Genomic DNA, 20,788 nt, shown 5'->3' on the forward strand with positions numbered 1-20,788 from the left:
GGGCACTTGCGGGATTTCGGAATAATGGAAAAGTATCGCTGATTTGCCCGACGTGTCAAGTTGCCGTGTCGAAAGCCGGCAGCTGCCGGTTCCTTTGCATGGGGTTGTTTTCGATATTTTGGCGGCGCGCCCCTGCGACGGCATGGCCGGGACAAGCCCGGCCGGCCGTCGCGATAGTCCTGCCGCAAGCAGGGAGAAGGAGCAGATCAGCCCCGGCCGACGAACGGCATCTTGGTCGCCATCACAGTCATGAACAGCACGTTGGCGTCGAGCGGCAGGCCGGCCATGTAGGCAACGGCATCGCCGACCGCCTTGGCGTCCATGCGCGGCTCGTGCTTGGTGGTGCCGTCCGGCTGCAGCACGCCGGGGCCGTTGACCATGCGGTCGGTCATCGGGGTCGCGGCATTGCCGATATCGACCTGACCGACCGCGATGTCATACATCCGGCCGTCGAGGTTGGACGACTTGGTGAGGCCGGTGATGGCGTGCTTGGTCGAGGTGTAGGCGGCCGAGAACGGCCGCGGCGCATGCGCCGAGATCGAGCCGTTGTTGATGATGCGGCCGCCGCGCGGCTTCTGGTCCTTCATGATGCGGAAGGCGTGCTGGGTGCACAGGAACGGCGCGGTGAGGTTGGTGTTGACCACCGCCTGCCATTGCTCGAGCGGCAGATCCTCGAAGTTCACCGGCGGCGCGCCCATGCCGGCATTGTTGAACAGCACATCGAGCCGGCCATAGGTCGCCTTCACCTTGTCGAACAGCGCCGCGATCGCGGCCGGGTTGGCCATGTCGGCCGACACGCACAGGCTCTTGCCGGCGGGACCGAGCTTGGCGGTCTCTTCCAGCATCTCCATGCGGCGTCCGGCGAGCACTACGGTGTAGCCCTTGTCCATCAAAGCGAGCGACGCGGCGCGTCCAACGCCGGTGCCGGCGCCGGTCACGAGTGCGATCTTGCTGGTTGCCTCAGTCATCCGAGTTTCCTCTTACTTGGTTTTTGCTTCGGTTTCGTTCTTGTAGGGTGGGCGTGGAATGTTCTGGTGCGCCGCACGGAGCGCCGCCGACCAGCGCGAGCGCAGGTCGTGGAAATAGGGCTCGCCGGCCTCGATGCGGTGATTGAGATCGGCCTCGCAGGCGTCCGTGCGCACCACCAGCACGTCGATCGGCAGGCCGACGCCGAGGTTGGAGCGCATCGTCGAATCCATCGAGATCAGCCCGGTCTTCAGCGCCTCGTAGAGCTCGACGTCGTAATGCATGGCGCGGTCGAGCACCGGCTTGCCGTATTTGTGCTCGCCGATCTGCAGGTACGGCGTGTCGGTGGTGCATTCGATGAAGTTGCCGGCGGTGTAGACCATGAACAGGCGCATCCGCGAGCCCTTGATCTGGCCGCCGAACAGGAACGAGACGTCGAAGGAGACATCCTCGGCACGCAGCGCGTCGCCCTCGGTGGCGTGCACGGAGCGGATGGCGCGGCCGATCCGCTGCGCCGCCTGGAACATGGTCGGGGCGTTCATCAGCGTCTCGAGCTCGCCGGTGTCCGGATTTTCCATACCCTCGGTCAGGGTCGACAGCACCGACTGGCTGATCGCCAGATTGCCGGCGCTGGCGATCGCCATGATGCGCTCGCCGGGCTTTTCGAAGATGTGCAGCTTGCGGAAGGTCGAGACATTGTCGAGGCCGGCATTGGTGCGGGTATCGGCGATCATGACGAGCCCGTCGCGCACCAGAATTCCGCAGCAATAGGTCATTTAAAGCCCTCAGACGGTCCGAGTTTCTCGGCGGGAAACTAGTAGCCAATTTCGAGGATGCATCCAACCCCAATTCCCCGTGACGGGACGTGCGATGGCCGGTCACGTGGGCCGGGCGCCGGTCCTGGCGATGGTCCGTCCGGGTGCCCTGTTCCGGCCATCGAGGTCGCGAGCATTCCGGTCTCGCTCTGCGTGGCGCGCAGCCGGCAATGATCTTGGCCTCGCGTCGTTGCGAGGGGCGGGGTGTTGTGCTCGACTGCCTGCAACCGACGACAACAAGAAATTTCGGGAGGCGGGAATGTCGTTCAAACTGGCCGCGTGCATTGTGGCATTGGGTATCGCGGCGATGGCCGCGAGCCCTGCATCGGCGCAGAAGCAGGGCGGCACGCTGCGGCTCTATCACAACGACAATCCGCCCTCGACCTCGCTGCTCGAGGAATCCACCATCGCCTCGGTGATGCCGTTCGCGGCCGTCTTCAACAACCTCGTGGTGTTCGATCCGGCCAAGGTGCACGAAAGCATCGACACCGTGATCCCCGATCTCGCCGAGAGCTGGTCGTGGGATCAGACCAACACAAAGCTTACCTTCAAGCTGCGGCACGGCGTGAAGTGGCATGACGGTCAGCCGTTCACGGCCAAGGACGTGCAGTGCACCTGGCGGATGCTGATCGGCAAGAGCGAGACCCAAGACGTCAAAACACAGGACTTCAAGCGCAACCCGCGCAAGGTCTGGTACTCGAAGCTCAAGGATGTCAGCATCAATGGCGACGATGAGGCCACTTTCGAGCTGACCGAGCCGCAGCCCGGTCTCTTGGCGCTGCTCGCCAGCGCCTTCTCGGTGGTCTATCCCTGCCACGTGCCGCAGCAGGTGATGCGCACCAAACCGGTCGGCACCGGGCCGTTCAAGTTCGTCGAGTTCCGGCGCGGTGATTCGATCCGTCTGGTCCGTAACCCCGATTACTTCAAGAAGGACCGGCCGTATCTCGACGAGATCACGGTGCGCTCGATCGACAGCCGTGCCACGCGGATGCTGGCATTCGCGACCGGCGACTACGACATCACCTTTCCGTCCGACGTCAGCATTCCCCTGATGAAGGACGTCAAGGCGCGGGCGCCGAACGCGATCTGCGAGATGACCTCGACCAATTTGCAGATCAATCTTCTGGTCAACCGCGTCAATCCGCCGTTCGACAATCCGGAGATCCGTAAGGCGATGTCGCTGGCGCTGGATCGCAAGGCCTTCAACGGTATCCTGTTCGAGGGCAGCGGGCGGCTTGGCGGCGCGATGCAGGCCAAGCCCGAAGGCGAGTGGGGCATGCCGCCGGAGATCCTGTCGACGCTGATGGGATACGGCCCCGATACCGGAAAGAACCTCGCCGAGGCACAGGCGATCATGCAGAAGCTCGGCTACAGCGACGCCAAGCCGCTGTCGATCAAGATCCAGACCCGCAATCTGCCGACCTATCGCGACCCGGCGGTGATCCTCGGCGACCAGCTCAAGAAGATCTACATCACAGCCGAGCTCGACATTCTGGACACGCCGCGCTGGTACTCGCGGCTGCAGCGCAAGGACTACACCATCGGCCTCAACGTCACCGGCGTCAGCGTCGACGATCCCGACGGCAATCTGGTCGAGAACTATTCCTGCAACTCCGAGCGCAACTACACCCAGTATTGCAACGCCGAAGTCGACAAGCTGCTGGCGGCGCAGTCGCGCGAGGTCGACAAGGACAAGCGCCGCAAGATCGTATTCGACATCGAGCACCTCTTGGTCGACGACGCCGCGCGGCCGGTCATCCTGCACTCATCGGCCGGCAATTGCTGGCAGCCCTACGTGAAGAATTTCCATCCGCACGACAACAGCCAGTACAACAATCTGCGCTTCGAGGATGTCTGGCTGGATAAGTAGCGCGTGGTGGCCCGCCGGCGACGACGTGTGCCGTTGCCCTCGTGCGCTTCGTATCCTTATTTATTCACACGACCAAAGCCGCGGCTGGTCCTGCGCATGCGCGCACTCCCGCGCCGATCGCCGGGGCAAGTCTGCGACGGCGCCCGTCAGTCAGGCCGCGCAGAGATCCATCGGGATATCCGACGTAGCTACGGGAGCTCGGATATCAGCTTGGTCCACTCCGCCTCCGGCCAGGCCCGTGAGGTGCAAGTGCGTATGTTTCCCAGAGAGCTGAGGGCAAGCGCGAGCTTTGTGATGTTGTCGCCGAGCGGTGCTTCGGCGAGGAGAAGGATGTCATGCTCGCCGGAGGTGAGATAGACCTCCTTGATTTCGACACCGAGAGTCTTGGCGAGTTCTTTCGCCGCTCGGCTGCGCTTGGGAGCTTCCTTGACATTACGAATTCCCTGGTCGGTCCAGTCGATCCTCAATATGAATGTCGCCATGTCGTCCTCCAAGGGTTAAGCACTGCCCTTGTCTGCCGCGCGCGCGGCAGGCCAACCTGCTTCATGTTGAAGTTGAGGGAGCGCCACATAAGGCAGGCGCTGCTTTCAGACTGCGATGCCTGCCGACGGCCTGACCGCTGCCCGTTACTTCAAACGGCGACGTCGGCCCGTCCCGTCCAAGGGCAGCTCGCTGCAGATTACGCCATGTCCCTTGCTCGAGAAAGAGGGCTCCCCGCGTTGTGATCGGGACCGCGTAAGCGAGGGTGCCGCGTCAAGATCACACCCTCTGCGCAAGGATGCGGCCGCAGACCATCGCGCGCCGGACAGCTATCCGATGCAAGTCAGGTGTGGGTGTAGTCACCGGGTTTCAACCCGAGCGCCTTCACAGCCGCTTCGGGAAGCGGCCCCAACGCTTCGACCGTTTCATTGGGGGCCATCACGTCCGCAATGATCGCCGTAGCCTTTGCCGCGTCTCCTTCGGCTACGAAGAAGACCGAGCGGACCGGCGGGCCGCCGTCCAACGGTGCAGTTGTTACGAGGACAACCTGACCATTTGCCATGCTCTCTTATACCGCAGTCGCGGCGCTGTTCCACGGATCCTGTCGATCGATCCTCACGACCCGGCCGCTGACGCGTGCGCCAAGAGCGATGCTGCCACGGTATTGCATCGTCGCGGCCCTAACACCAAATAACTGAATGTGGGAGGCAGAACCGCTCCAGGAATGAGCGCGTGGCCAGCAAAAGAGCAAACGAAGAGCTCCCCGTCATTGCGCGCTTTGAGGTGCGCCGCCGCAATTACCTCGCGCCCGACGGCTCGATAGAGCGGCCGCTTCCTGCCTTCGCCACCGATGCCAAGCTGCTGGTCGAACTTTACCGGTCGATGGTGCTCTTGCGTCTGTTCGACCGAAAGGCTGTTGCATTGCAGCGCACCGGTCGGCTGGGAACCTATGCCATTTCGCTCGGCCAGGAGGCGGTGTCGGTCGGCATCGCGAGTGCGATGCGGGAGGATGACGTTCTGTTGCCCTCCTATCGCGACAACGGCGCGTTGCTCTGGCGTGGCGTCGCGCTGGAGGAGATCCTGCTGTTCTGGGGCGGCGATGAACGCGGCAATCAATTCTCCGGTCCGGTGCACGATTTCCCGTTCTGCGTTCCCGTCGGATCACAGGCGCCGCATGCCGCCGGCGTTGCCTACGCCCTGAAGTTGCGCAAGGAGCCGCGCGTGGCCGTCTGCATGTTCGGCGACGGCGCCACCTCGAAAGGCGATGTCTACGAGGCCATGAATTTCGCCGGCGTTCACAAATTGCCGCTCGTGTTCGTCGCCACCAACAATCAATGGGCCATATCGGTGCCGTTGCGTCTGCAGACGGGTTCCGAGACGCTGGCGCAGAAGGCTATCGGCGCCGGGTTCAGCGGCGAGCAGGTGGACGGGAGTGACGTGGTGGCGATGCGTGCAGCGGCCGAGGAGGCCATTGCCGCTGCCCGCGACGGCAAGGGCCCTCACTTCATCGAAGCGGTCACCTATCGGCTCGGCGATCACACGACGTCAGATGATGCATTGCGCTATCGTTCGGCCGAAGAAGTCCAGGCGCATTGGAAGGAAGAGCCGATCGCGCGCCTCCGGTCCTATCTTGTGGGTCAGAAGATGTGGACCAAGGCGGATGAGGAGCGGCTTGCCGCCGAGTGCCATGAGCGCATCGAGGCGGCGGTGGAGCGCTATCTGAAGACGCCGCCACGCCGAGCAGAAACCATGTTCGACAACCTCTATGCCGATCTGCCCGAGGCGTATGCCGCGCAGCGTCGCGAACTCGCGGGAGAGGACGATGCCTGAACTCACGTTGGTCGAAGCCATCAATCAGGCGCTCGGCCGCGCGATGGCGGATGATCCCGATGTGGTCGTGCTCGGCGAGGATGTCGGCGTCAACGGCGGCGTCTTCCGCGCGACCGTCGGCTTGCAGGAGCGCTTCGGTCCGGAGCGCGTCCTCGATACGCCGCTTGCCGAACTCCTGATCAGCGGGCTTTGCGTCGGCATGGCCGCGCAGGGACTGAAGCCGGTCGGCGAAATCCAGTTCATGGGATTTATCTATCCCTGTCTCGATCAGCTGGTGAACCACGCATCACGGATGCGCAACCGTACCCAGGGACGGCTCACTTGTCCGATGGTTCTGCGCACGCCGCATGGTGCCGGCATTCGCGCACCCGAGCATCATTCCGAGAGCACTGAGGCGATGCTGGCCCACATTCCGGGCTTGCGTGTCGTGATGCCTTCGTCGCCGGAGCGCGCCTATGGACTTCTCCTCGCCGCGATCCGCGATCCCGATCCGGTGGTGTTCCTGGAGCCGACGCGGTTGTACCGCGCCGTGAAAGGCGAGGTCGAGGACAACGGCGAAGCCTTGCCGATGGATCGCGCCTTTGTCGAGAGGGAAGGTCGCGACGTCACGCTGATCAGCTGGGGTGCGATGCTGAAGGAAACGATGGCCGCAGCGGACGCGCTCGCCGACGAGAGCATCGCTGCCGAGGTTATCGACCTCGCCACGCTCAAGCCCTACGATGAAAACACCGTGCTCAGGTCGGTCGCAAAGACCGGGCGCTGCGTCATCGTGCACGAGGCCGCGCACACCGGCGGATTTGGCGCGGAGATCGCAGCCATGATCGCCGAGCGCGGACTATCCTCGCTGCTCGCACCCGTGACCCGCGTCACCGGCTACGACACGATCGTCCCGATGGCCCGCCTCGAGCAACGCTACATGCCGTCGGTCGGACGCATCGTGACCGCAGCCCGAAAGGCGCATCAGTACAACTGAACACCAACGGACCTTGTGCCATGCGCCAGTTCACGTTGCCAGACCTTGGTGAAGGTCTTGAAGAAGCCGAGATCGTCACCTGGTACGTCAACGAGGGCGATCACGTCGTAACCGATCAGCCGCTCGTTTCGGTCGAGACCGACAAGGCGGTGGTCGAGATACCGGCGCCGTCGAGCGGACGCATCGCGCGCCTGTTCGGTGCCAAGGGCGATATCGTGAAGGTCGGCGCGCCGCTCGTCGAGTTTGCCGAGGACGCAGGGCAGGACACCGGCACGATTGTGGGCGAACTCGACACCGGCGAGCAGCGGCCGGCGCCAGTAACTGCTTCGCCGCCCAGCGGGCAGGGAGCCCAAGTGTTTCCGGCAGTGCGCGCCCTTGCGCGCAAGCTTGACGTCGCGCTCGATCTCGTCGAGGCGACCGGGCCCGGCGGCACCATCACGCGGGCCGACGTTGAGAGGGCGGCGAAGCGGATGTCTCACAGCGGACCCGCCGAGCCGCTGCGCGGCTTGCGCCGCGCGATGGCCCAACGCATGACGGCAGCGCATGCGGAAATCGTCCCCGCGACGGTCACCGATGAGGCCGACATCGACGATTGGCGGCAGGGCGAGGACGTGACAATCCGCCTGGCGCGGGCGATCGCCGCTGCCTGCAAGGCAGAGCCCGCGCTCAATGCCTGGTATCATTCCGGTACAGGAGAACGGCGCCTGATCGAGCGCATCGATCTCGGCATCGCCGTCGACACCGGCGGCGGCCTGATCGTTCCCGTGCTGCGCAATGTCGCGGAGCGGAGTGTATCGGACCTGCGGGCCGGACTCGACCGTCTGCGAGCCGACGCAATCGCGCGCGCGATACCCCCGGAGGAACTGCGCGGTGCGACGATCACGTTGTCGAACTTCGGAATGATCGGAGGCCGGTTTGCTAATCTCATCATCGTGCCGCCGCAGACGGCGATCGTCGGCGCCGGGCGGATTTCGGAGCGCGTGGTCGCGCTTCGGGGGCAGGTTGCGGTCCGACGCACGCTGCCGCTATCGCTGACCTTCGATCATCGGGTGGTGACGGGCGGCGAAGCTGCCCGTTTCCTGGTTGTCCTCAAATCCGACGTTGAGCGCATTTCGTGACATCACTCATTGCGAGACAGGCAGGGCCGTCACGGCTCCCGGCTTCGTTCCGCAGGTGCATCGACCAGGAAGGCCTCGTCGACCGGTACGCCGAGCGCCGTGACCAGCCGGTTGGTCTCGGCGGCCATGCCGACGATTGCCAGCATTTCCTGATATTCGGCGTCAGTCATGCCCTTGGCGCGGGCGCTCGCGGTGTGCGAGTGAATGCAATAGCTGCAGCCGTGGGCCACCGAGACGGCGACGTAGAGCATCTCCTTGACCTTCGGGTCGAGCGCGCCGGGTGCCATCACCTCCTTGATGCTCTCCCAGGTCCGCCGCAGGGTCTTCGGATCATGCGCCAGCGCGCGCCAGAAATTGTTGACGAAGTCCGAGTTCCGCGCCTTGCGGATGTCGTCGAAGACGGCGCGTGCTTCCGCCGAGAGCTCGTCGTCGGAAAGCAGTTTTACGGTGGCCATGGCTTGTCCCGCTGGTGTGGTTTGAAGCAGCGATCATAGCACCCCTGCGGACATTGCGAGGAGCGAAGCGGCGAAGCAATCCATGCCTCCGCAAGCGATCAGATGGATTGCTTCCCGGAGCCTGTCATCGGGCGCGCGTTCGCGCGACCCGTTGGCTCGCAATGACGGACGCGGAGAGGGATCAGCCCTACGACTGCGTCTGGCTCTGCCACTGTCCTGGACGGCCGGCCTGGTCGACCTTGACCGCGACCGTCAGCGTCTCGTTGCCGCCGCCATAGCGGGTGCCGCGGACCGGGGCGGCGCCGAGATAGTCGAGGCCGATCGCGACGCGGGCATGGGCGTCGGTGGTGCAGATGCCGTTGGCGGCGTCGAAGCCGATCCAGCCAAGATCGGGCACGAAGGCCTCGGCCCAGGCATGGCCGGCCTGCTGGTTGACCATGCCATCGGAGCGCAGGAAGTGGCCGGAGACGAACCGCGCCGGAACGCCGCCGGCGCGCGCGCAGGCGATCAGGATGTGCGCGTAGTCCTGGCAGACCCCGCGCTTCAGCGCGAACGCCTCGGCGGCCGAGGTGGCGCTGTTGGTCGGGTCCTCGTCGAAGGTCATGTGCTCGTAGATCTGCACCATCAGCGCGTGCAGGAAACCGAGCACGTCGGCGCCGGCTTCCGCGCGCAGCTCGCGCACGACGGCCGTCATTGCCGGGTTGAGGTCGGTCAGCGGTGTGGGACGCAGGAACAGGCTCGGCGGAAACCGCTCGTCGCTGCCGCGCAGCACGCCGCCGGTATCCTGGGTCTCGATCAGGCCCTCGCAATGGATCGTGAGGTCACTGATCGAACCATGCGTCAGCACATGGGTGACGTTGCCGAAGGCGTCCTCATGGGTGTCGAGCCGGGAATCGGTCGAGACGTCGATCTGCCAATCCGCGACATACTGGCCGTCATGGCTGCCGGGCGTCATCCGCAGAATCTGGATCACGCCCGAGGCCGCCGGCTCGTAGCGATAGGTGGTGGTGTGGGCTATCCGCAGGCGCATGGCTCAACCGGTGTTCAATCGGTCTTTTCAGGGCAGGAGTGTCATGCCCGGACCCTTCCCGGGCACCCACGTCTTTCTTCCTAATCGGCCGCGAAATCAAGATGTCGATGGCCGGGGGTCACCTATGTCACGAAAGACGCGCTTCGCGCTTTTGCCCGGCCATGACGAGATTTTGCCTCAAAACCGGTCAGATCAGATATTGCTTGGTGATGATCTCACCCAGCCGTGAGTTGTCCGCGATGAACTCCTGGATGAATTCGTGCACGCCGTGCTGGAAGATATCGTCCATGTTGCTGTGCTCGAGCCGGTTCCTGATGCCGCGGGCATGGCGTTGCGAGGCGCCCTGGCGGCCATAGGCGACGCCGATCTGGTCGAGGTTGCGCACTAGGTTGCTGTAGCAGCTGGCAAGCGAGCGCGGCAGCGTATCGTTGAGGATCAACAGGTCGGCGATCAGCCAGGGCTTCAGGGTTTCCCGGTAGACCCAGTGATAGGCGGTCGTTGCCGACACCGAGCGCAGAATGGAGGTCCACTGGTAGTAATCCAGCGGGCCGCCGACATGCTCCTCCTCGGGTAACAGCATGTGATACTTCACGTCGAGAATCCGCGCCGTGTTGTCGGCGCGCTCGAGATGGACGCCGAGCCGCGAGAACCAGTAGGCGTCGTTGCGCAGCATGGTTCGGTAGGCCGAGCCGTCGAAGCGCAGCGAGGTCTCCTGCACGAAGCGCAGGAATTTGGCGAGCTCCTCGCGGTTGGCGGGACCCTTGTTCCAGACCGCCTGCAGCTCGATCCACGCCGAATTGATGGTGTCCCACATCTCCGACGTCAGCGCTGTCCGTACCGAGCGTGAATTGAGCCGCGCCGCCTCGATGCAGTTCTTGATCGAGGACGGATTTTCCGACGAGAAGGAGAGATACTCGATGACGTTCCGCTCGTCGGCTTCCTCATAGTGATCGTAGAAGCTTGCGCCGACGCCGGCGGTGAGCAGTGCGGAATCCCACTCATTGGTCTTGCCGACATAGGCCGCGGGCAGCGCGGTGACGCGCAACGTCGCATCGATGGTGCGCGCCAGATATTCGGCGCGTTCGACATAACGGGCCAGCCAGAACAGGTTTTCGGCGGTGCGCGACAGCATGCGATAGTCCCTACAAGGCGAAACGTGTTTCACCTCCCCCTGAAAGGGGGAAGTCGACGCGCAGCGGCGGGTGGGGGTTTTCTCTCCATTCGGCGTATGCGGCCGACCCCCACCCCGACCCTCCCCCTTGCAGGGGGAGGGAGGGCTCGCGCAGCGCGTTTGGCTTCAAATCACTCACTCAGTATCCAGGTGTCTTTGGTGCCGCCGCCCTGGCTCGAATTGACGACGAGCGAGCCTTCCTTCAGCGCGACGCGGGTCAGCCCGCCGGGCACGATGGTGGTGTGGCTGGAGCCGGTCAGCACGAACGGGCGGAGGTCGACATGACGCGGCGCCAGCCCCTTGTCGGTGCAGGTCGGGCAGGTCGACAGCGCCAGCGTCGGCTGGGCGATGAAGCCTTCCGGCTCGCGCTTGAGCTTGTCGCGGAACGCCTCGATCGTCGCCTTGGTGGCGGCGGGGCCGATCAGCATGCCGTAGCCGCCCGAGCCGTGCACCTCCTTGACGACGAGGTCGGCGAGGTTGTCGAGCACATAGGACAGATCCTGCGGTTCGCGGCAGCGCCAGGTCTGCACGTTCTTCAGGATCGGCTCCTCGCTGAGATAGAATTTTACGATGTCCGGCATGTAGGAATAGATCGCCTTGTCGTCGGCGATGCCGGTGCCGACTGCATTGGCGAGCGTGATGTTGCCGGCGGCGTAGGCCGACATCAGTCCGGGGACGCCGAGCGCGGAGTCCGGCCGGAAGGTGAGGGGATCGAGGAAATCGTCGTCGACGCGGCGGTAGATCACGTCGACCCGCTTCAGCCCCTCGGTGGTGCGCATGAACACCTCGTCGTTCTTGACGATGAGGTCGCGCCCCTCGACCAGCTCGATGCCGAGCTTGTCGGCGAGAAAGGAGTGCTCGTAATAGGCCGAGTTGTAGACGCCCGGCGTCATCAGCGCGACTGTCGGCTCGGCGGAGGCGCTGTGCGGCGCGACCGACCGCAGCGCCGACAGCAGCTCGTCCGGATAACGGTCCACCGGCGCGACGCGGTGCCGCGCGAACAGGTCCGGAAACAGCCGCATCATGATCTCGCGGTTTTCCAGCATGTAGGACACGCCGGATGGCGTGCGCGCATTGTCCTCCAGCACAATGAAATTGTCGGGATCGGTGCGGATGATGTCGATGCCGGCGATGTGGACGTAGATGTCGTGCGGCACGTCCTGGCCGTTCATCTCCGGCCGGAACACCGGGTTCTGGAAGATCAGGTCCTCGGGGATGACGTTGGCGCGCAGGATGTCGCGGCCGTGATAGATGTCCTTCAAGAACATGTTGAGCGCGAGCACGCGCTGCTTGAGGCCCTTCTCCAGCAGCGTCCACTCGGTCGCCGACATGATGCGGGGGATGACGTCGAAGGGGATCAGCCGCTCCTGGGCCTCGGCGTCGCCATAGACCGCGAAGGTGATGCCGATCCGGCGGAACAAGAGCTCCGCTTCCTGGCGTCGATATTCGAGCGCATCCGGCGGCGTCTCTTTGAGCCAGCGGGAGAGCTCCTGGTAGGCCGGGCGGAGATCCTCGCCGAGGCCATTCATCTCATCGAACGCGACTGCCATATAGCCCGACTGCCCTCCCAAGCCATGTGACACAGTGCATGACTTGATGGGATGGTAGCAAGGGGCGGGCCAGCGCGATATGCATTGGCTTGCGGCATTTGCTATGGGTGAAGTGGAAGGCCTGCCCGAAAAACCGGCTGAGGTCTGCTTAATTCGGCGGCAAAACCCCGTGACATCAAGGCATTGGATCGGCAATGTCAGGGGATCAAGTTAGGGAATGAGACCATGAGCGAGATCGTCACGGCGGGGATATTGGTGATCGGCGACGAGATCCTGTCCGGCCGGACCAAGGACAAGAACATCGGCTTCATCGCCGAATACCTGACCAACATCGGCATCGACCTGAAGGAGGTCCGCGTCGTCGCCGATGACGAGGCCGACATCGTCTCCGCCCTTGATGCGCTGCGGCATAGGTACACCTACGTGTTCACCACCGGCGGCATCGGGCCGACCCATGACGACATCACCGCCGACAGCGTGGCGAAGGCGTTCGGGGTCGATATCCATCATCACCCCGAGGTGGTGGCGCGGTTCAGGGAGCGCTGGAGCGAGCAGGACCTCAACGAGGCGCGACTGCGGATGGCCCGGGTGCCTGACGGCGCCGAGCTGATTCAGAGCGCGACGATCCTGGCGCCGGGCTTCAAGCTCGGCAATGTCATCGTGATGGCCGGCATCCCCACCATCATGCAGGCGATGATGGACATCGTGGCGCCGACGCTGAAATCCGGCGTGCGGATGCTGTCGGACTCGGTCAGGGCCGACGCGCGGGAAGGCGACATCGGCGGCCCGCTGCGGGCGATCGCGGAAGCCAATCCGGACACCATCATCGGCAGCTATCCGTTCCAGGACGAGAACCAGAAGCCGAACACCAATCTCGTGGTCCGCTCGCGCGATCCGGAAAAGCTCGCCGCGGCGATGATCGCGGTGAAGGAGATGCTGAAGCAAGTGCAGGCCGCGCAGAAGAAGCCGGCGGGTTGAGACGATATGGCTGAACGAAATTCCGAACCGAGTGCACAGGAGCGAGCCGGCAGGCCGTTTCCGGTCTCGTGGGATCAATTCCATCGGGACTGCCGGGCGCTGACCTGGCGGCTCAATGAGGTCGGCCCGTTCCAAGCGGTGATCGCGATCACCCGCGGCGGGCTGGTGCCCGCAGCGATCGTGGCGCGCGAGCTCGGCTTGCGGGTGATCGATACCGTCTGCGTCGCCAGCTACGACCACGACAAGCAGGGCGACCTGAAAGTGCTCAAGGGCATTTCGGAGCAGACTGCCAAGCTCGGCGGCGGCACCGGCAAGGGGCTCTTGATCGTCGACGACCTCGTCGATACCGGCAAGACCGGCAGGCTGGTGCGCCAATTGCTGCCCGATGCGCATTTCGCGACCGTGTACGCCAAGCCGAAGGGCCGGCCGCTGGTCGACACCTACATCACCGAGGTGTCGCAGGACACCTGGATCTACTTTCCCTGGGATACCGCGCTGTCGTTCCAGCCGCCGATCCGCGACGGGGCGGCGTGAGGAGTCACCTCGCCCCGCTTGCGGGGAGAGGTCGATCGCGGAGCGATCGGGTGAGGGGGAGTCACCGCGAGTTCATCTCTCACTATCTTTGCGGACAAGCCCCTCACCCCAACCCTCTCCCCGCAAGAGCGGGGCGAGGGGGAAGTAAGAAACATGCCCCTGCAAAACCGCGTCACGCCCACCGGCGACATCGTCGCCTCAGACCATCGCGGCACCTTCACCGGCAATCGCGGCATCATCCACGATCCGGCGACGCGCACGCTTCTGAACAAGCGCTGGTCGAGCCCGGCCTGGCTCACCTGCGTCTGCGAGTTCAGGGGACGGCGGCGCAAGGTGATGAGCCGTCAGAGCTGGACCGAGCTGTTCTTCCTCGATGAGGCCACCGCGTTTGCGGCCGGACACCGGCCCTGCTTCTACTGCCGCCGTGACGATGCCAAGCGGTTTCGCAGCTGCTGGGAGCAGGGCAACGGCGTGAGCGATCTCAGCGCCAAGGCGATGGATGCGGTGCTGCATGCCGAGCGGCTCGACCGCGGCAAGAAGCGGCTGCATCCGCTGCCGACGCGATTGCGCGACTTGCCCGACGGGACGATGGTGCAGGCGAGCGGGGACAGCTACCTCGTCGCCGACGGCGCCATGTTGCGCTGGTCGTTTGCCGGTTACGGCCGGGCCGACGTACCGGAGCCGGCAATGCTGCTGACGCCGCCATCGACGTTGCGCGCCTTCCAGGCCGGCTACCGGCCGGTGTTGCATCCGAGCGCGATGGCCGTTCTGGGTTGATCGGCCGGCGTCATCCTTACGCCAGCCGCTGCCGAGCCAGCTTGGCACCGGCGCCCAGCGCGATCAGCTTGGCTTCCGCGATGTCCCGCCGCATCGGCGCCATGCCGCAATTGGTGGTCGCGATGATGTTGCCCTTCGGCACGTGCCTCGCGACCGCCTCGATCACCTTGACGACGTCCTCAGCGGTCTCGATCTCGTCGCTGGCGACGTCGATCACGCCGGCCTGCACGATCTTGCCGGGAAGCGCCGCGAGCAGTTCGATCGGCACCTTCGAGTTGCGGCATTCGATCGCGACCTGCTGGATCGTGCTCTTGTCGATGACGGGGAAGGTCTCCTCGTATTGCCGCCACTCGCCGCCAAGCGTCTGCTTCCAGTCGGTGTTGGCCTTGATGCCGTAGCCGTAACAGATGTGCACGGCGGTGGCGCAGGTCAGGCCTTCGGCGGCGCGCTCCAGCGCCTTGATGCCCCAGTCGCGCACTTGGTCCATGTAGACGTTGAAGGCGGGCTCGTCGAACTGGATCATGTCGACGCCGTCGGCCTGCAACGCCTTCGCCTCCTGATTCAAAAGCTCGGCGAAAGCGAAGGCCATCTTCACACGGTCGCCGTAATACTTGTCGGCGATGGTATCGATGATCGTCATCGGGCCGGGCATGGTGAATTTCAGCCGGTTCCTGGTGTGCGCGCGCGCCGCACGGGCCTCGCTCTCGTGGACGCGTCCCTTGAGCTGCAGCGGTGCGACCACCTGCGGCACCATCGCCTTATAGCGGTCCTTGCGGATGCCCATCTCGACCTTGTGGGCGAAATCGATGCCCTCGATCCGCTCCAGGAAGCCGTGCACGAAATGCTGGCGCGCCTGCTCGCCCTCGGTGACGATGTCGACGCCGGCATCTTCCTGCAGCTTGACCGCCAGCACCGTGGCATCGCGCTTGGCGCGGGCGAGCTCGGCGCCCTCCGACTTCCAGGGTGCCCACAGCATGTTCGGCTCCGCCAGCCATTCCGGCTTCGGCAGCGAGCCTGCGATCGTCGTTGGAAACAGCATGGGTGCCTCCCGTTGGGTTCTGATTGAGGGCCTGTGTGCCATGTCCTAAGGTGGAGGTACAGAACAACAAAAGTCTTTGTGATGGGAATAGAACGCCGATGATCGATCTGCACTACGCGCCGACGCCGAACGGCTGGAAGATCTCGATCATGCTGGAGGAACTGGGGCTGCCCTACAAGGTGATCCCGGTGAACATCCGCGCCGGCGAGCAGTTTCGGCCCGAATTCCTGGCGATCAGCCCGAACAACCGGATCCCCGCCATCGTCGACCATCAACCGGCCGACGGCGGCGGGCCGTTCTCGGTGTTCGAGACCGGCGCGATCCTGATCTATCTCGCCGACAAGACCGGCCGTTTCCTGTCGCGGGAGTTGCGTGCGCGGTCGAACGTCATCCAATGGGTGATGTGGCAGATGGGCGGCCTCGGGCCGATGCTCGGCCAGCACGGCCATTTCGCGCTCTATGCGGCCGAGAAGATTCCCTACGCGATCGAGCGCTACCGCGACGAGACCGCGCGGCTCTATGGTGTGCTCGACCGCCAGCTCGGCAGGACCGGCGCCTATATCGCCGGCGACGACTATTCGATCGCCGACATCGCCTGCTTCCCCTGGACCATGACCCACAAGGCGCAGGGTTTTACCCTCGACGATTTCCCGAACATCAAGCGCTGGTACGCCACCGTGCGCGCCCGCCCGCAGGTGCAGGCGGGGCTTGCGATCGGAAAATTCGTCAAGGAGCCGTTTGACGAGGAATCACGCAAGAACATGTTCGGCCAGCGTGCGAAGGAATTGGTCGAGAAGAAATGATGCCCGTTATTCCGCGGCGCGACACAGTCGCGAGCCCTGCGCCTTGCGGTGCATCCCGGAATGACGAGAATGAATGTGGAAAAGACAAAGGGAAACGCCATGATCGAATTCTTCTTCGACTGCTCCAGCCCGTGGACCTATCTCGCCTGGCACAACATCCAGCCGCTCGCGAAGGAGTTCGACGCTCCGATCACCTGGCGGCCGATCCTGGTCGGCGGCATCTTCAACACCGTCAACCCGTCGGTCTACGCGCAGCGCGAGAAGCCGGTGCCGCTGAAGGCGCGCTACATGAAGAAGGATCTCACCGACTGGGCGCGCTCGGCCGGCCTTGCGATCAAGATGCCGCCGACCGTGTTCCCGGTGAACAGCGTCAAGGCGATGCGCGGCTGCATCCTTCTCGGCAACGAGAAGATGGTGCCGTTCGCCCGCGCGGTGTTCGAGGCCTATTGGGGTGACGACAAGGACATTTCGCAGGATGCGGTGCTGACCGAGATCTGCACTAAACTCGGGATCGATCCGGCGCAATTCCTTGCCGGCATCGGCGACCAGGCGATCAAGGATCAACTCAAGGCCAACACCGAGGAGGTGATGGCGCGCGGCGGCTTCGGCTCGCCGACGATCTATCTCGACAAGACCGACATGTATTTCGGCAACGACCGCTTGCCGCTGATCCGCGAGGCGCTGGCACGCCTCAAGGCGCGGGCCGCCTGATGCCGAAAGCCGTCGTTTGCCGCGAGCTCGGCCCGCCCGAGCGTCTGCAGCTCGAGAACTTTGCCTCGGTGCCCTTGCAGCCGGGCCAGGTGCGGGTTGCGATCCGGGCCGCCGGGATCAACTTTCCCGACATCCTGATGGCCGCGGGCGAGTACCAGCTCAAGCCGCCGCTGCCGTTCACGCCGGGGTCGGAAGCCGCCGGCGATGTCGTCGAGGTCAATGGAGCATCCGGTGTCGCCGTCGGCGACAAGGTGATCGTCAAGATGCGCTTCGGCGCCTATTGCGACGAGACGGTTGCAACGCCGTCGCAGCTCGTGCCGGTGCCGTCGACTTTCGACTACGCGGAAGGCGCGACCTTCCTGGCCGCGCACGGCACCGCCTATCATGCGCTGATCGATCGCGGGCAGATCAGGCCGGGCGAGGTGCTGCTGGTGCATGGCGCCGGCGGCGGCGTCGGACTTGCCGCGGTCGAGATCGGCAAGCTGCTCGGCGCCACCGTGATCGCCGCGGCTTCGAGCGAGGAGAAGCTTGCGATCGCCAAGGCGCGTGGCGCGGACCATCTCGTGCTCTATGCGCGCGAGCCGTTCCGCGATGCGGTCAAGCGCCTCACCGACGGTCGCGGCGCCGATGTCGTGTTCGATCCTGTCGGCGGCGAGGTGTTCGAGAACTCGATGCGCTGCATCAACTGGGGCGCGCGGATTCTCGTCGTCGGCTTCACCGGCGGCATCGGTCTTGCCCGCACCAATCTGTTGATGATCAAGGGCGCGAGCGTGCTCGGCGTTCGCGCCGGCGAGGCGGTGCGCAAGGATCCCGCGCTCGGCGAGGTCAGGTTCAAGGCGCTGAGCGAATGGGCCGAGGCCGGCCGGGTGCGGCCGAATATCTCGCACCGGCTGCCGCTGGAAGACTATGCGAAGGCGATGCGGCTGTTGATCGAGCGCAAGGCGATCGGGCGTGTGGCGCTGCTGACGAGGCCGTGAAGCCATAGATCCGTCGGGCAGGCGGCTTGCCAGCGTCCGCCATGCACCGATAGCAGACCAAATTCTGCAGTGCAGCCAAATGACGCGATGGGCCCGGCGTTCAAGGAATCGAACCCAGGTCCGTCGCGTGATATCCTCTGCCGGCTGAGTGTCGTTGCAGGGGGGAGGATATGACATGCGTATCGCTGTGATGGCGGCCGGTGCCCTCGGCGGTTATTTCGGAGCACGTATGGCCGCGGCAGGGCACGACGTGTTCTTTATCGCACGCGGCTCCAACCTCGAGGCGATCAGAAAGAACGGTCTCAAGGTCGAGAGTGTGCTCGGCAATCTTCATTTGCCCGAACCCAACGTGACCGATGATCCTGCCACGGTCGGTCCGGTCGATATCGTGCTGTTCGCGGTCAAGCTTTGGGACAGCGAGACGGCAGCCAGGTTGTCTCTCCCCCTGGTCGGACCGCGCACCCGGGTGATCCCGCTGCAAAACGGGGTCGATAGCGCCGAGAGGATCGCCCCGATTCTCGGCGCCGACAATGTGGTCGCCGGAAGTGCCTACATTGCTACAGTGCTGTCCGCGCCTGGCGTCGTCACCCACACGAGCCAGTTCGCGCGCATGGTCTGCGGCAGAACCGACGGTAAGCCCGATGACGGCCTCAAGGCCTTTGCCGACGCCGCTCAAGCGGCCGGCATCGACATCTCGGTGTCCGACGGGATTGACCGCGAGCGCTGGCAGAAATTTGTATTCCTCGTCGGACTATCAGGCGCGACCGCAACGACTCGCCAGCCGCTGGGGCCGATCCTGGCCGACCCGGATACGCGAGCGTTCTTTTACAGCCTGATGAGCGAGGTGGTGGCGGTCGGCCGTGCCAGGGGCGTTCCCATTCCGGAGAATTTTGCCGAGGACCGAATGAAATTCGCGGAAGCCTCGCCGCCCACCTTCAAGGCTTCCATGCTGCACGATCTCGAACGCGGCAACCGGCTCGAACTCGACTGGCTCGCCGGAAAGGTGGTGGAGTTCGCCCGCCCGCTTGGCATTCCTACGCCAGCCAACAATGCGGTCTATGCCATGCTCAAGCTGCACAGGATGGGTAACGCCCACGCCTAGTCCACCTGACGATTTGTGCTGAATTGCCCCTCTCGCAAGAACGCGATGGTCTGCGCGATCGCATCGGCGTTGCGCACCAGCCAGGGATGCGAGGTGCGGATCACGATGTGATCGGCCATACCCTCGAGCCTGGTGTTGGCGACCGACACCCGGCCGTCATGCGGCCGCGGCAGGGCCATGGAGGTGATCGGATAGACCGAACGGTTGCCGGCAATGATGCCGGCGGAATAATCGATCGGCGGCAGCAGCGCGCTGGTCGCGGCATCGCGGCGGGTGACGAGCTGCTGCCCGGCCGGACCGAAATAGGCGCGATAAGCCGCGAGGTTCTTCAGGCGGTCGGCGATCTCGCTGCCGCCGTTCGGCGTGCCCAGCATCACGACGCGGCCGAGCCGCGCCGGGCGATGCCTTGCCAGATAGACGCGCACCAGAAGCCCGCCCATGGAATGGCAGACGAAGTTCACGGAGCCGTCGAGGCTCTCTGCGAATCGATCGAGCGAGGGGCGGATGTCCTCGGCCAACACGTCGAGTGGCTTGCGCCGGCTATCATAGTCGAGATTGAGGGTGGCAAAGCCGGCAGCCTTCAGTGCCAGCTCCATCCTGCGAAACGAGCGCGCCGTCCTGCTGATGCCGTGCAGCAGGACGACGCCGTCAAGTGTGGACGCCGCTTGACGCCGTTCGTTCACTTATAGTCGCGCTCTTGCCACCACGGGAAATAGTCGGGCATGTCCGACGACACCTTGTTCTTGAACTGCGCGGGGCGCTTTTCCAGGAACGACACCACGCCTTCCTTGACGTCGTCGGAGCGGCCGCGGGCATAGATGCCGCGGCTGTCCACCTTGTGCGCCTCCATCGGATCGTCGGCGCCCATCATGCGCCACATCATCTGGCGGATCAGCGCCACCGACACCGGCGCGGTCTTGGCCGCGAACTCCTTGGCGAGTGCACGCGCGGTCGGCAGCAGATCGGCCGGCGGCACCACCTTGCTGACGAGCCGGCCGGCGAGCGCTTCCTGCGCCGGGAAGACGCGGCCGGAATAGCACCATTCCAGCGCCTGCGAGATGCCGACGATGCGCGGCAGGAACCAGCTCGATGCGGCTTCCGGCACGATGCCGCGCTGGGAGAACACGAAGCCGAAGCGCGCGGCGTCGGAGGCGATGCGGATATCCATCGCAAGCTGCATGGTGACGCCGATGCCGACCGCCGGGCCGTTCACCGCAGCGATGACAGGCTTCAGGCACTTGAAGATGCGCAGCGTCACTTGTCCGCCGCCGTCGCGCACCTGCGGATCGCTGTAGTCGACGCTGCCGTCAGCATTGCGCTTGACCGGGCCGCGCCGCGCATCGCGGTCGAACGTGTTGGCGCCGGATGAGAGATCGGCGCCGGCGCAGAAGCCGCGGCCCGCACCGGTCACGATGATGGCCCTGACGTCGTCGTCCTTGTCGGCTTTGTCGAACGCGTCGATCAGCTCCTGCTGCATCGTGGCGTTGAAGGCGTTGAGCTTGTCGGGCCGGTTCAGCGTGATGGTCAGGATCTGCTCGGCGACCTCGTACTTGATCGTCTCATACGCCATGGGGATGATTTCCTTCCTTTTATTTGTCATTGCCGGGCT

General features: G+C 64.5%; 22 protein-coding genes. 11 read left to right on the forward strand and 11 right to left on the reverse strand.

The annotated features are described in order from the left end of the window. Positions 1-206 precede the first annotated feature (206 nt). Together ACVIYL_RS27520 and ACVIYL_RS27525 are read right to left on the reverse strand one after the other, a co-directional pair. Positions 207-968 (reverse strand): SDR family oxidoreductase, encoded by a 762-nt coding sequence (locus ACVIYL_RS27520; protein ID WP_016846385.1) that lies wholly within the window; start codon positions 966-968, stop codon positions 207-209. Between the two features lie 12 nt (positions 969-980). Continuing rightward, complete coding sequence (locus ACVIYL_RS27525) at positions 981-1,742, reverse strand: peptidase (RefSeq protein ID WP_456780294.1); 762 nt, start codon at positions 1,740-1,742, stop codon at positions 981-983. 298 nt (positions 1,743-2,040) lie between these two features. On the opposite strand from ACVIYL_RS27525, the gene ACVIYL_RS27530 reads away from it, so the two are divergent. Next, positions 2,041-3,651 (forward strand): ABC transporter substrate-binding protein, encoded by a 1,611-nt coding sequence (locus ACVIYL_RS27530; RefSeq protein ID WP_456780295.1) that lies wholly within the window; start codon positions 2,041-2,043, stop codon positions 3,649-3,651. A 188-nt stretch (positions 3,652-3,839) separates the two neighbouring features. Here the strand turns inward: ACVIYL_RS27530 and ACVIYL_RS27535 are convergent, their stop codons facing one another. Together ACVIYL_RS27535 and ACVIYL_RS27540 are read right to left on the reverse strand one after the other, a co-directional pair. Continuing rightward, positions 3,840-4,133, reverse strand: a complete 294-nt coding sequence (locus ACVIYL_RS27535; protein ID WP_026192964.1) for a GYD domain-containing protein — start codon at positions 4,131-4,133, stop codon at positions 3,840-3,842. Positions 4,134-4,474: 341 nt separating this feature from the next. Next, the gene (locus ACVIYL_RS27540; RefSeq protein WP_253607995.1) at positions 4,475-4,693 is read right to left on the reverse strand and encodes a hypothetical protein; all 219 of its coding nucleotides are present in this window, start codon (positions 4,691-4,693) and stop codon (positions 4,475-4,477) included. Positions 4,694-4,863: 170 nt separating this feature from the next. On the opposite strand from ACVIYL_RS27540, the gene pdhA reads away from it, so the two are divergent. The 3 genes from pdhA to ACVIYL_RS27555 are packed head-to-tail and all read left to right on the forward strand — an operon-like array spanning position 4,864 to position 8,052. Beyond that, positions 4,864-5,961 carry a pyruvate dehydrogenase (acetyl-transferring) E1 component subunit alpha gene (gene pdhA / locus ACVIYL_RS27545; RefSeq protein ID WP_176937213.1) on the forward strand — a complete coding sequence of 366 codons (1,098 nt, stop codon included), beginning with the start codon at positions 4,864-4,866 and terminating at the stop codon, positions 5,959-5,961. Continuing rightward, positions 5,954-6,934, forward strand: a complete 981-nt coding sequence (locus tag ACVIYL_RS27550) for an alpha-ketoacid dehydrogenase subunit beta (protein ID WP_456780296.1) — start codon at positions 5,954-5,956, stop codon at positions 6,932-6,934. Before pdhA ends, ACVIYL_RS27550 begins: the two co-directional genes overlap by 8 nt. A gap of 20 nt (positions 6,935-6,954) precedes the next feature. Continuing rightward, positions 6,955-8,052 carry a dihydrolipoamide acetyltransferase family protein gene (locus ACVIYL_RS27555; RefSeq protein WP_456780297.1) on the forward strand — a complete coding sequence of 366 codons (1,098 nt, stop codon included), beginning with the start codon at positions 6,955-6,957 and terminating at the stop codon, positions 8,050-8,052. 29 nt (positions 8,053-8,081) lie between these two features. Here ACVIYL_RS27555 and ACVIYL_RS27560 read toward each other — a convergent pair whose 3' ends face one another. From ACVIYL_RS27560 to ACVIYL_RS27575, 4 genes are all read right to left on the reverse strand, one after another. Further along, entirely contained in the window at positions 8,082-8,507 is a 426-nt protein-coding gene (locus ACVIYL_RS27560) for a carboxymuconolactone decarboxylase family protein (protein ID WP_456780298.1), read from the reverse strand. Between the two features lie 187 nt (positions 8,508-8,694). Continuing rightward, on the reverse strand, positions 8,695-9,537 hold the full coding sequence (locus ACVIYL_RS27565) for a transglutaminase family protein (RefSeq protein ID WP_253607999.1): 843 nt from the start codon (positions 9,535-9,537) through the stop codon (positions 8,695-8,697). 187 nt (positions 9,538-9,724) lie between these two features. Further along, positions 9,725-10,669: an alpha-E domain-containing protein gene (locus ACVIYL_RS27570; RefSeq protein ID WP_016846373.1), complete on the reverse strand. Its 945-nt coding sequence runs from the start codon at positions 10,667-10,669 to the stop codon at positions 9,725-9,727. A 170-nt stretch (positions 10,670-10,839) separates the two neighbouring features. Continuing rightward, a complete protein-coding gene (locus ACVIYL_RS27575; protein ID WP_168856780.1) occupies positions 10,840-12,258 on the reverse strand; it encodes a circularly permuted type 2 ATP-grasp protein in 1,419 nt (472 codons plus the stop codon). A 225-nt stretch (positions 12,259-12,483) separates the two neighbouring features. On the opposite strand from ACVIYL_RS27575, the gene ACVIYL_RS27580 reads away from it, so the two are divergent. From ACVIYL_RS27580 to ACVIYL_RS27590, 3 genes are all read left to right on the forward strand, one after another. Beyond that, positions 12,484-13,236: a competence/damage-inducible protein A gene (locus tag ACVIYL_RS27580; RefSeq protein WP_028342907.1), complete on the forward strand. Its 753-nt coding sequence runs from the start codon at positions 12,484-12,486 to the stop codon at positions 13,234-13,236. A 6-nt stretch (positions 13,237-13,242) separates the two neighbouring features. Then, a complete protein-coding gene (gene gpt, locus ACVIYL_RS27585) occupies positions 13,243-13,770 on the forward strand; it encodes a xanthine phosphoribosyltransferase (protein WP_057019092.1) in 528 nt (175 codons plus the stop codon). A 153-nt stretch (positions 13,771-13,923) separates the two neighbouring features. Next, entirely contained in the window at positions 13,924-14,547 is a 624-nt protein-coding gene (locus ACVIYL_RS27590) for a hypothetical protein (protein WP_456780299.1), read from the forward strand. Between the two features lie 16 nt (positions 14,548-14,563). Here ACVIYL_RS27590 and ACVIYL_RS27595 read toward each other — a convergent pair whose 3' ends face one another. Then, the gene (locus ACVIYL_RS27595; protein ID WP_253639494.1) at positions 14,564-15,586 is read right to left on the reverse strand and encodes a methionine synthase; all 1,023 of its coding nucleotides are present in this window, start codon (positions 15,584-15,586) and stop codon (positions 14,564-14,566) included. A 98-nt stretch (positions 15,587-15,684) separates the two neighbouring features. Here ACVIYL_RS27595 and ACVIYL_RS27600 point away from each other — a divergent pair, with 98 nt between their 5' ends. From ACVIYL_RS27600 to ACVIYL_RS27615, 4 genes are all read left to right on the forward strand, one after another. Next, a complete protein-coding gene (locus ACVIYL_RS27600; RefSeq protein ID WP_076830192.1) occupies positions 15,685-16,389 on the forward strand; it encodes a glutathione binding-like protein in 705 nt (234 codons plus the stop codon). Positions 16,390-16,488: 99 nt separating this feature from the next. After that, positions 16,489-17,100 carry a 2-hydroxychromene-2-carboxylate isomerase gene (locus ACVIYL_RS27605; RefSeq protein WP_168856778.1) on the forward strand — a complete coding sequence of 204 codons (612 nt, stop codon included), beginning with the start codon at positions 16,489-16,491 and terminating at the stop codon, positions 17,098-17,100. Continuing rightward, the gene (locus tag ACVIYL_RS27610) at positions 17,100-18,077 is read left to right on the forward strand and encodes an NADPH:quinone oxidoreductase family protein (RefSeq protein WP_456780300.1); all 978 of its coding nucleotides are present in this window, start codon (positions 17,100-17,102) and stop codon (positions 18,075-18,077) included. Before ACVIYL_RS27605 ends, ACVIYL_RS27610 begins: the two co-directional genes overlap by 1 nt. A gap of 175 nt (positions 18,078-18,252) precedes the next feature. Beyond that, positions 18,253-19,179, forward strand: a complete 927-nt coding sequence (locus ACVIYL_RS27615) for a ketopantoate reductase family protein (protein ID WP_253608005.1) — start codon at positions 18,253-18,255, stop codon at positions 19,177-19,179. On the opposite strand, the gene ACVIYL_RS27620 is transcribed toward ACVIYL_RS27615, so the two are convergent. Continuing rightward, positions 19,176-19,862: an esterase/lipase family protein gene (locus ACVIYL_RS27620; protein WP_456780301.1), complete on the reverse strand. Its 687-nt coding sequence runs from the start codon at positions 19,860-19,862 to the stop codon at positions 19,176-19,178. The genes ACVIYL_RS27615 and ACVIYL_RS27620 overlap by 4 nt on opposite strands. Next, positions 19,859-20,749, reverse strand: a complete 891-nt coding sequence (locus ACVIYL_RS27625; RefSeq protein ID WP_057019086.1) for a crotonase/enoyl-CoA hydratase family protein — start codon at positions 20,747-20,749, stop codon at positions 19,859-19,861. The genes ACVIYL_RS27620 and ACVIYL_RS27625 overlap by 4 nt, the downstream gene beginning before the upstream one ends. Positions 20,750-20,788 lie beyond the last annotated feature (39 nt).

The organism is Bradyrhizobium sp. USDA 3315, assembly GCF_054056795.1.

Bases quoted from the DNA above. Each gene is read 5' to 3' on its own strand.
- ACVIYL_RS27590 (WP_456780299.1), top strand. From the start codon at position 13,924: ATGCCCCTGCAAAACCGCGTCACGCCCACCGGCGACATCGTCGCCTCA.
- ACVIYL_RS27550 (WP_456780296.1), top strand. From the start codon at position 5,954: ATGCCTGAACTCACGTTGGTCGAAGCCATCAATCAGGCGCTCGGCCGC.
- ACVIYL_RS27570 (WP_016846373.1), bottom strand. From the start codon at position 10,669: ATGCTGTCGCGCACCGCCGAAAACCTGTTCTGGCTGGCCCGTTATGTC.
- ACVIYL_RS27530 (WP_456780295.1), top strand. From the start codon at position 2,041: ATGTCGTTCAAACTGGCCGCGTGCATTGTGGCATTGGGTATCGCGGCG.
- ACVIYL_RS27555 (WP_456780297.1), top strand. From the start codon at position 6,955: ATGCGCCAGTTCACGTTGCCAGACCTTGGTGAAGGTCTTGAAGAAGCC.
- ACVIYL_RS27560 (WP_456780298.1), bottom strand. From the start codon at position 8,507: ATGGCCACCGTAAAACTGCTTTCCGACGACGAGCTCTCGGCGGAAGCA.
- ACVIYL_RS27565 (WP_253607999.1), bottom strand. From the start codon at position 9,537: ATGCGCCTGCGGATAGCCCACACCACCACCTATCGCTACGAGCCGGCG.
- ACVIYL_RS27595 (WP_253639494.1), bottom strand. From the start codon at position 15,586: ATGCTGTTTCCAACGACGATCGCAGGCTCGCTGCCGAAGCCGGAATGG.
- ACVIYL_RS27610 (WP_456780300.1), top strand. From the start codon at position 17,100: ATGCCGAAAGCCGTCGTTTGCCGCGAGCTCGGCCCGCCCGAGCGTCTG.
- ACVIYL_RS27535 (WP_026192964.1), bottom strand. From the start codon at position 4,133: ATGGCGACATTCATATTGAGGATCGACTGGACCGACCAGGGAATTCGT.
- ACVIYL_RS27580 (WP_028342907.1), top strand. From the start codon at position 12,484: ATGAGCGAGATCGTCACGGCGGGGATATTGGTGATCGGCGACGAGATC.
- ACVIYL_RS27605 (WP_168856778.1), top strand. From the start codon at position 16,489: ATGATCGAATTCTTCTTCGACTGCTCCAGCCCGTGGACCTATCTCGCC.
- gpt (WP_057019092.1), top strand. From the start codon at position 13,243: ATGGCTGAACGAAATTCCGAACCGAGTGCACAGGAGCGAGCCGGCAGG.
- ACVIYL_RS27525 (WP_456780294.1), bottom strand. From the start codon at position 1,742: ATGACCTATTGCTGCGGAATTCTGGTGCGCGACGGGCTCGTCATGATC.
- ACVIYL_RS27520 (WP_016846385.1), bottom strand. From the start codon at position 968: ATGACTGAGGCAACCAGCAAGATCGCACTCGTGACCGGCGCCGGCACC.
- ACVIYL_RS27625 (WP_057019086.1), bottom strand. From the start codon at position 20,749: ATGGCGTATGAGACGATCAAGTACGAGGTCGCCGAGCAGATCCTGACC.
- ACVIYL_RS27540 (WP_253607995.1), bottom strand. From the start codon at position 4,693: ATGGCAAATGGTCAGGTTGTCCTCGTAACAACTGCACCGTTGGACGGC.
- ACVIYL_RS27600 (WP_076830192.1), top strand. From the start codon at position 15,685: ATGATCGATCTGCACTACGCGCCGACGCCGAACGGCTGGAAGATCTCG.
- ACVIYL_RS27615 (WP_253608005.1), top strand. From the start codon at position 18,253: ATGCGTATCGCTGTGATGGCGGCCGGTGCCCTCGGCGGTTATTTCGGA.
- ACVIYL_RS27575 (WP_168856780.1), bottom strand. From the start codon at position 12,258: ATGGCAGTCGCGTTCGATGAGATGAATGGCCTCGGCGAGGATCTCCGC.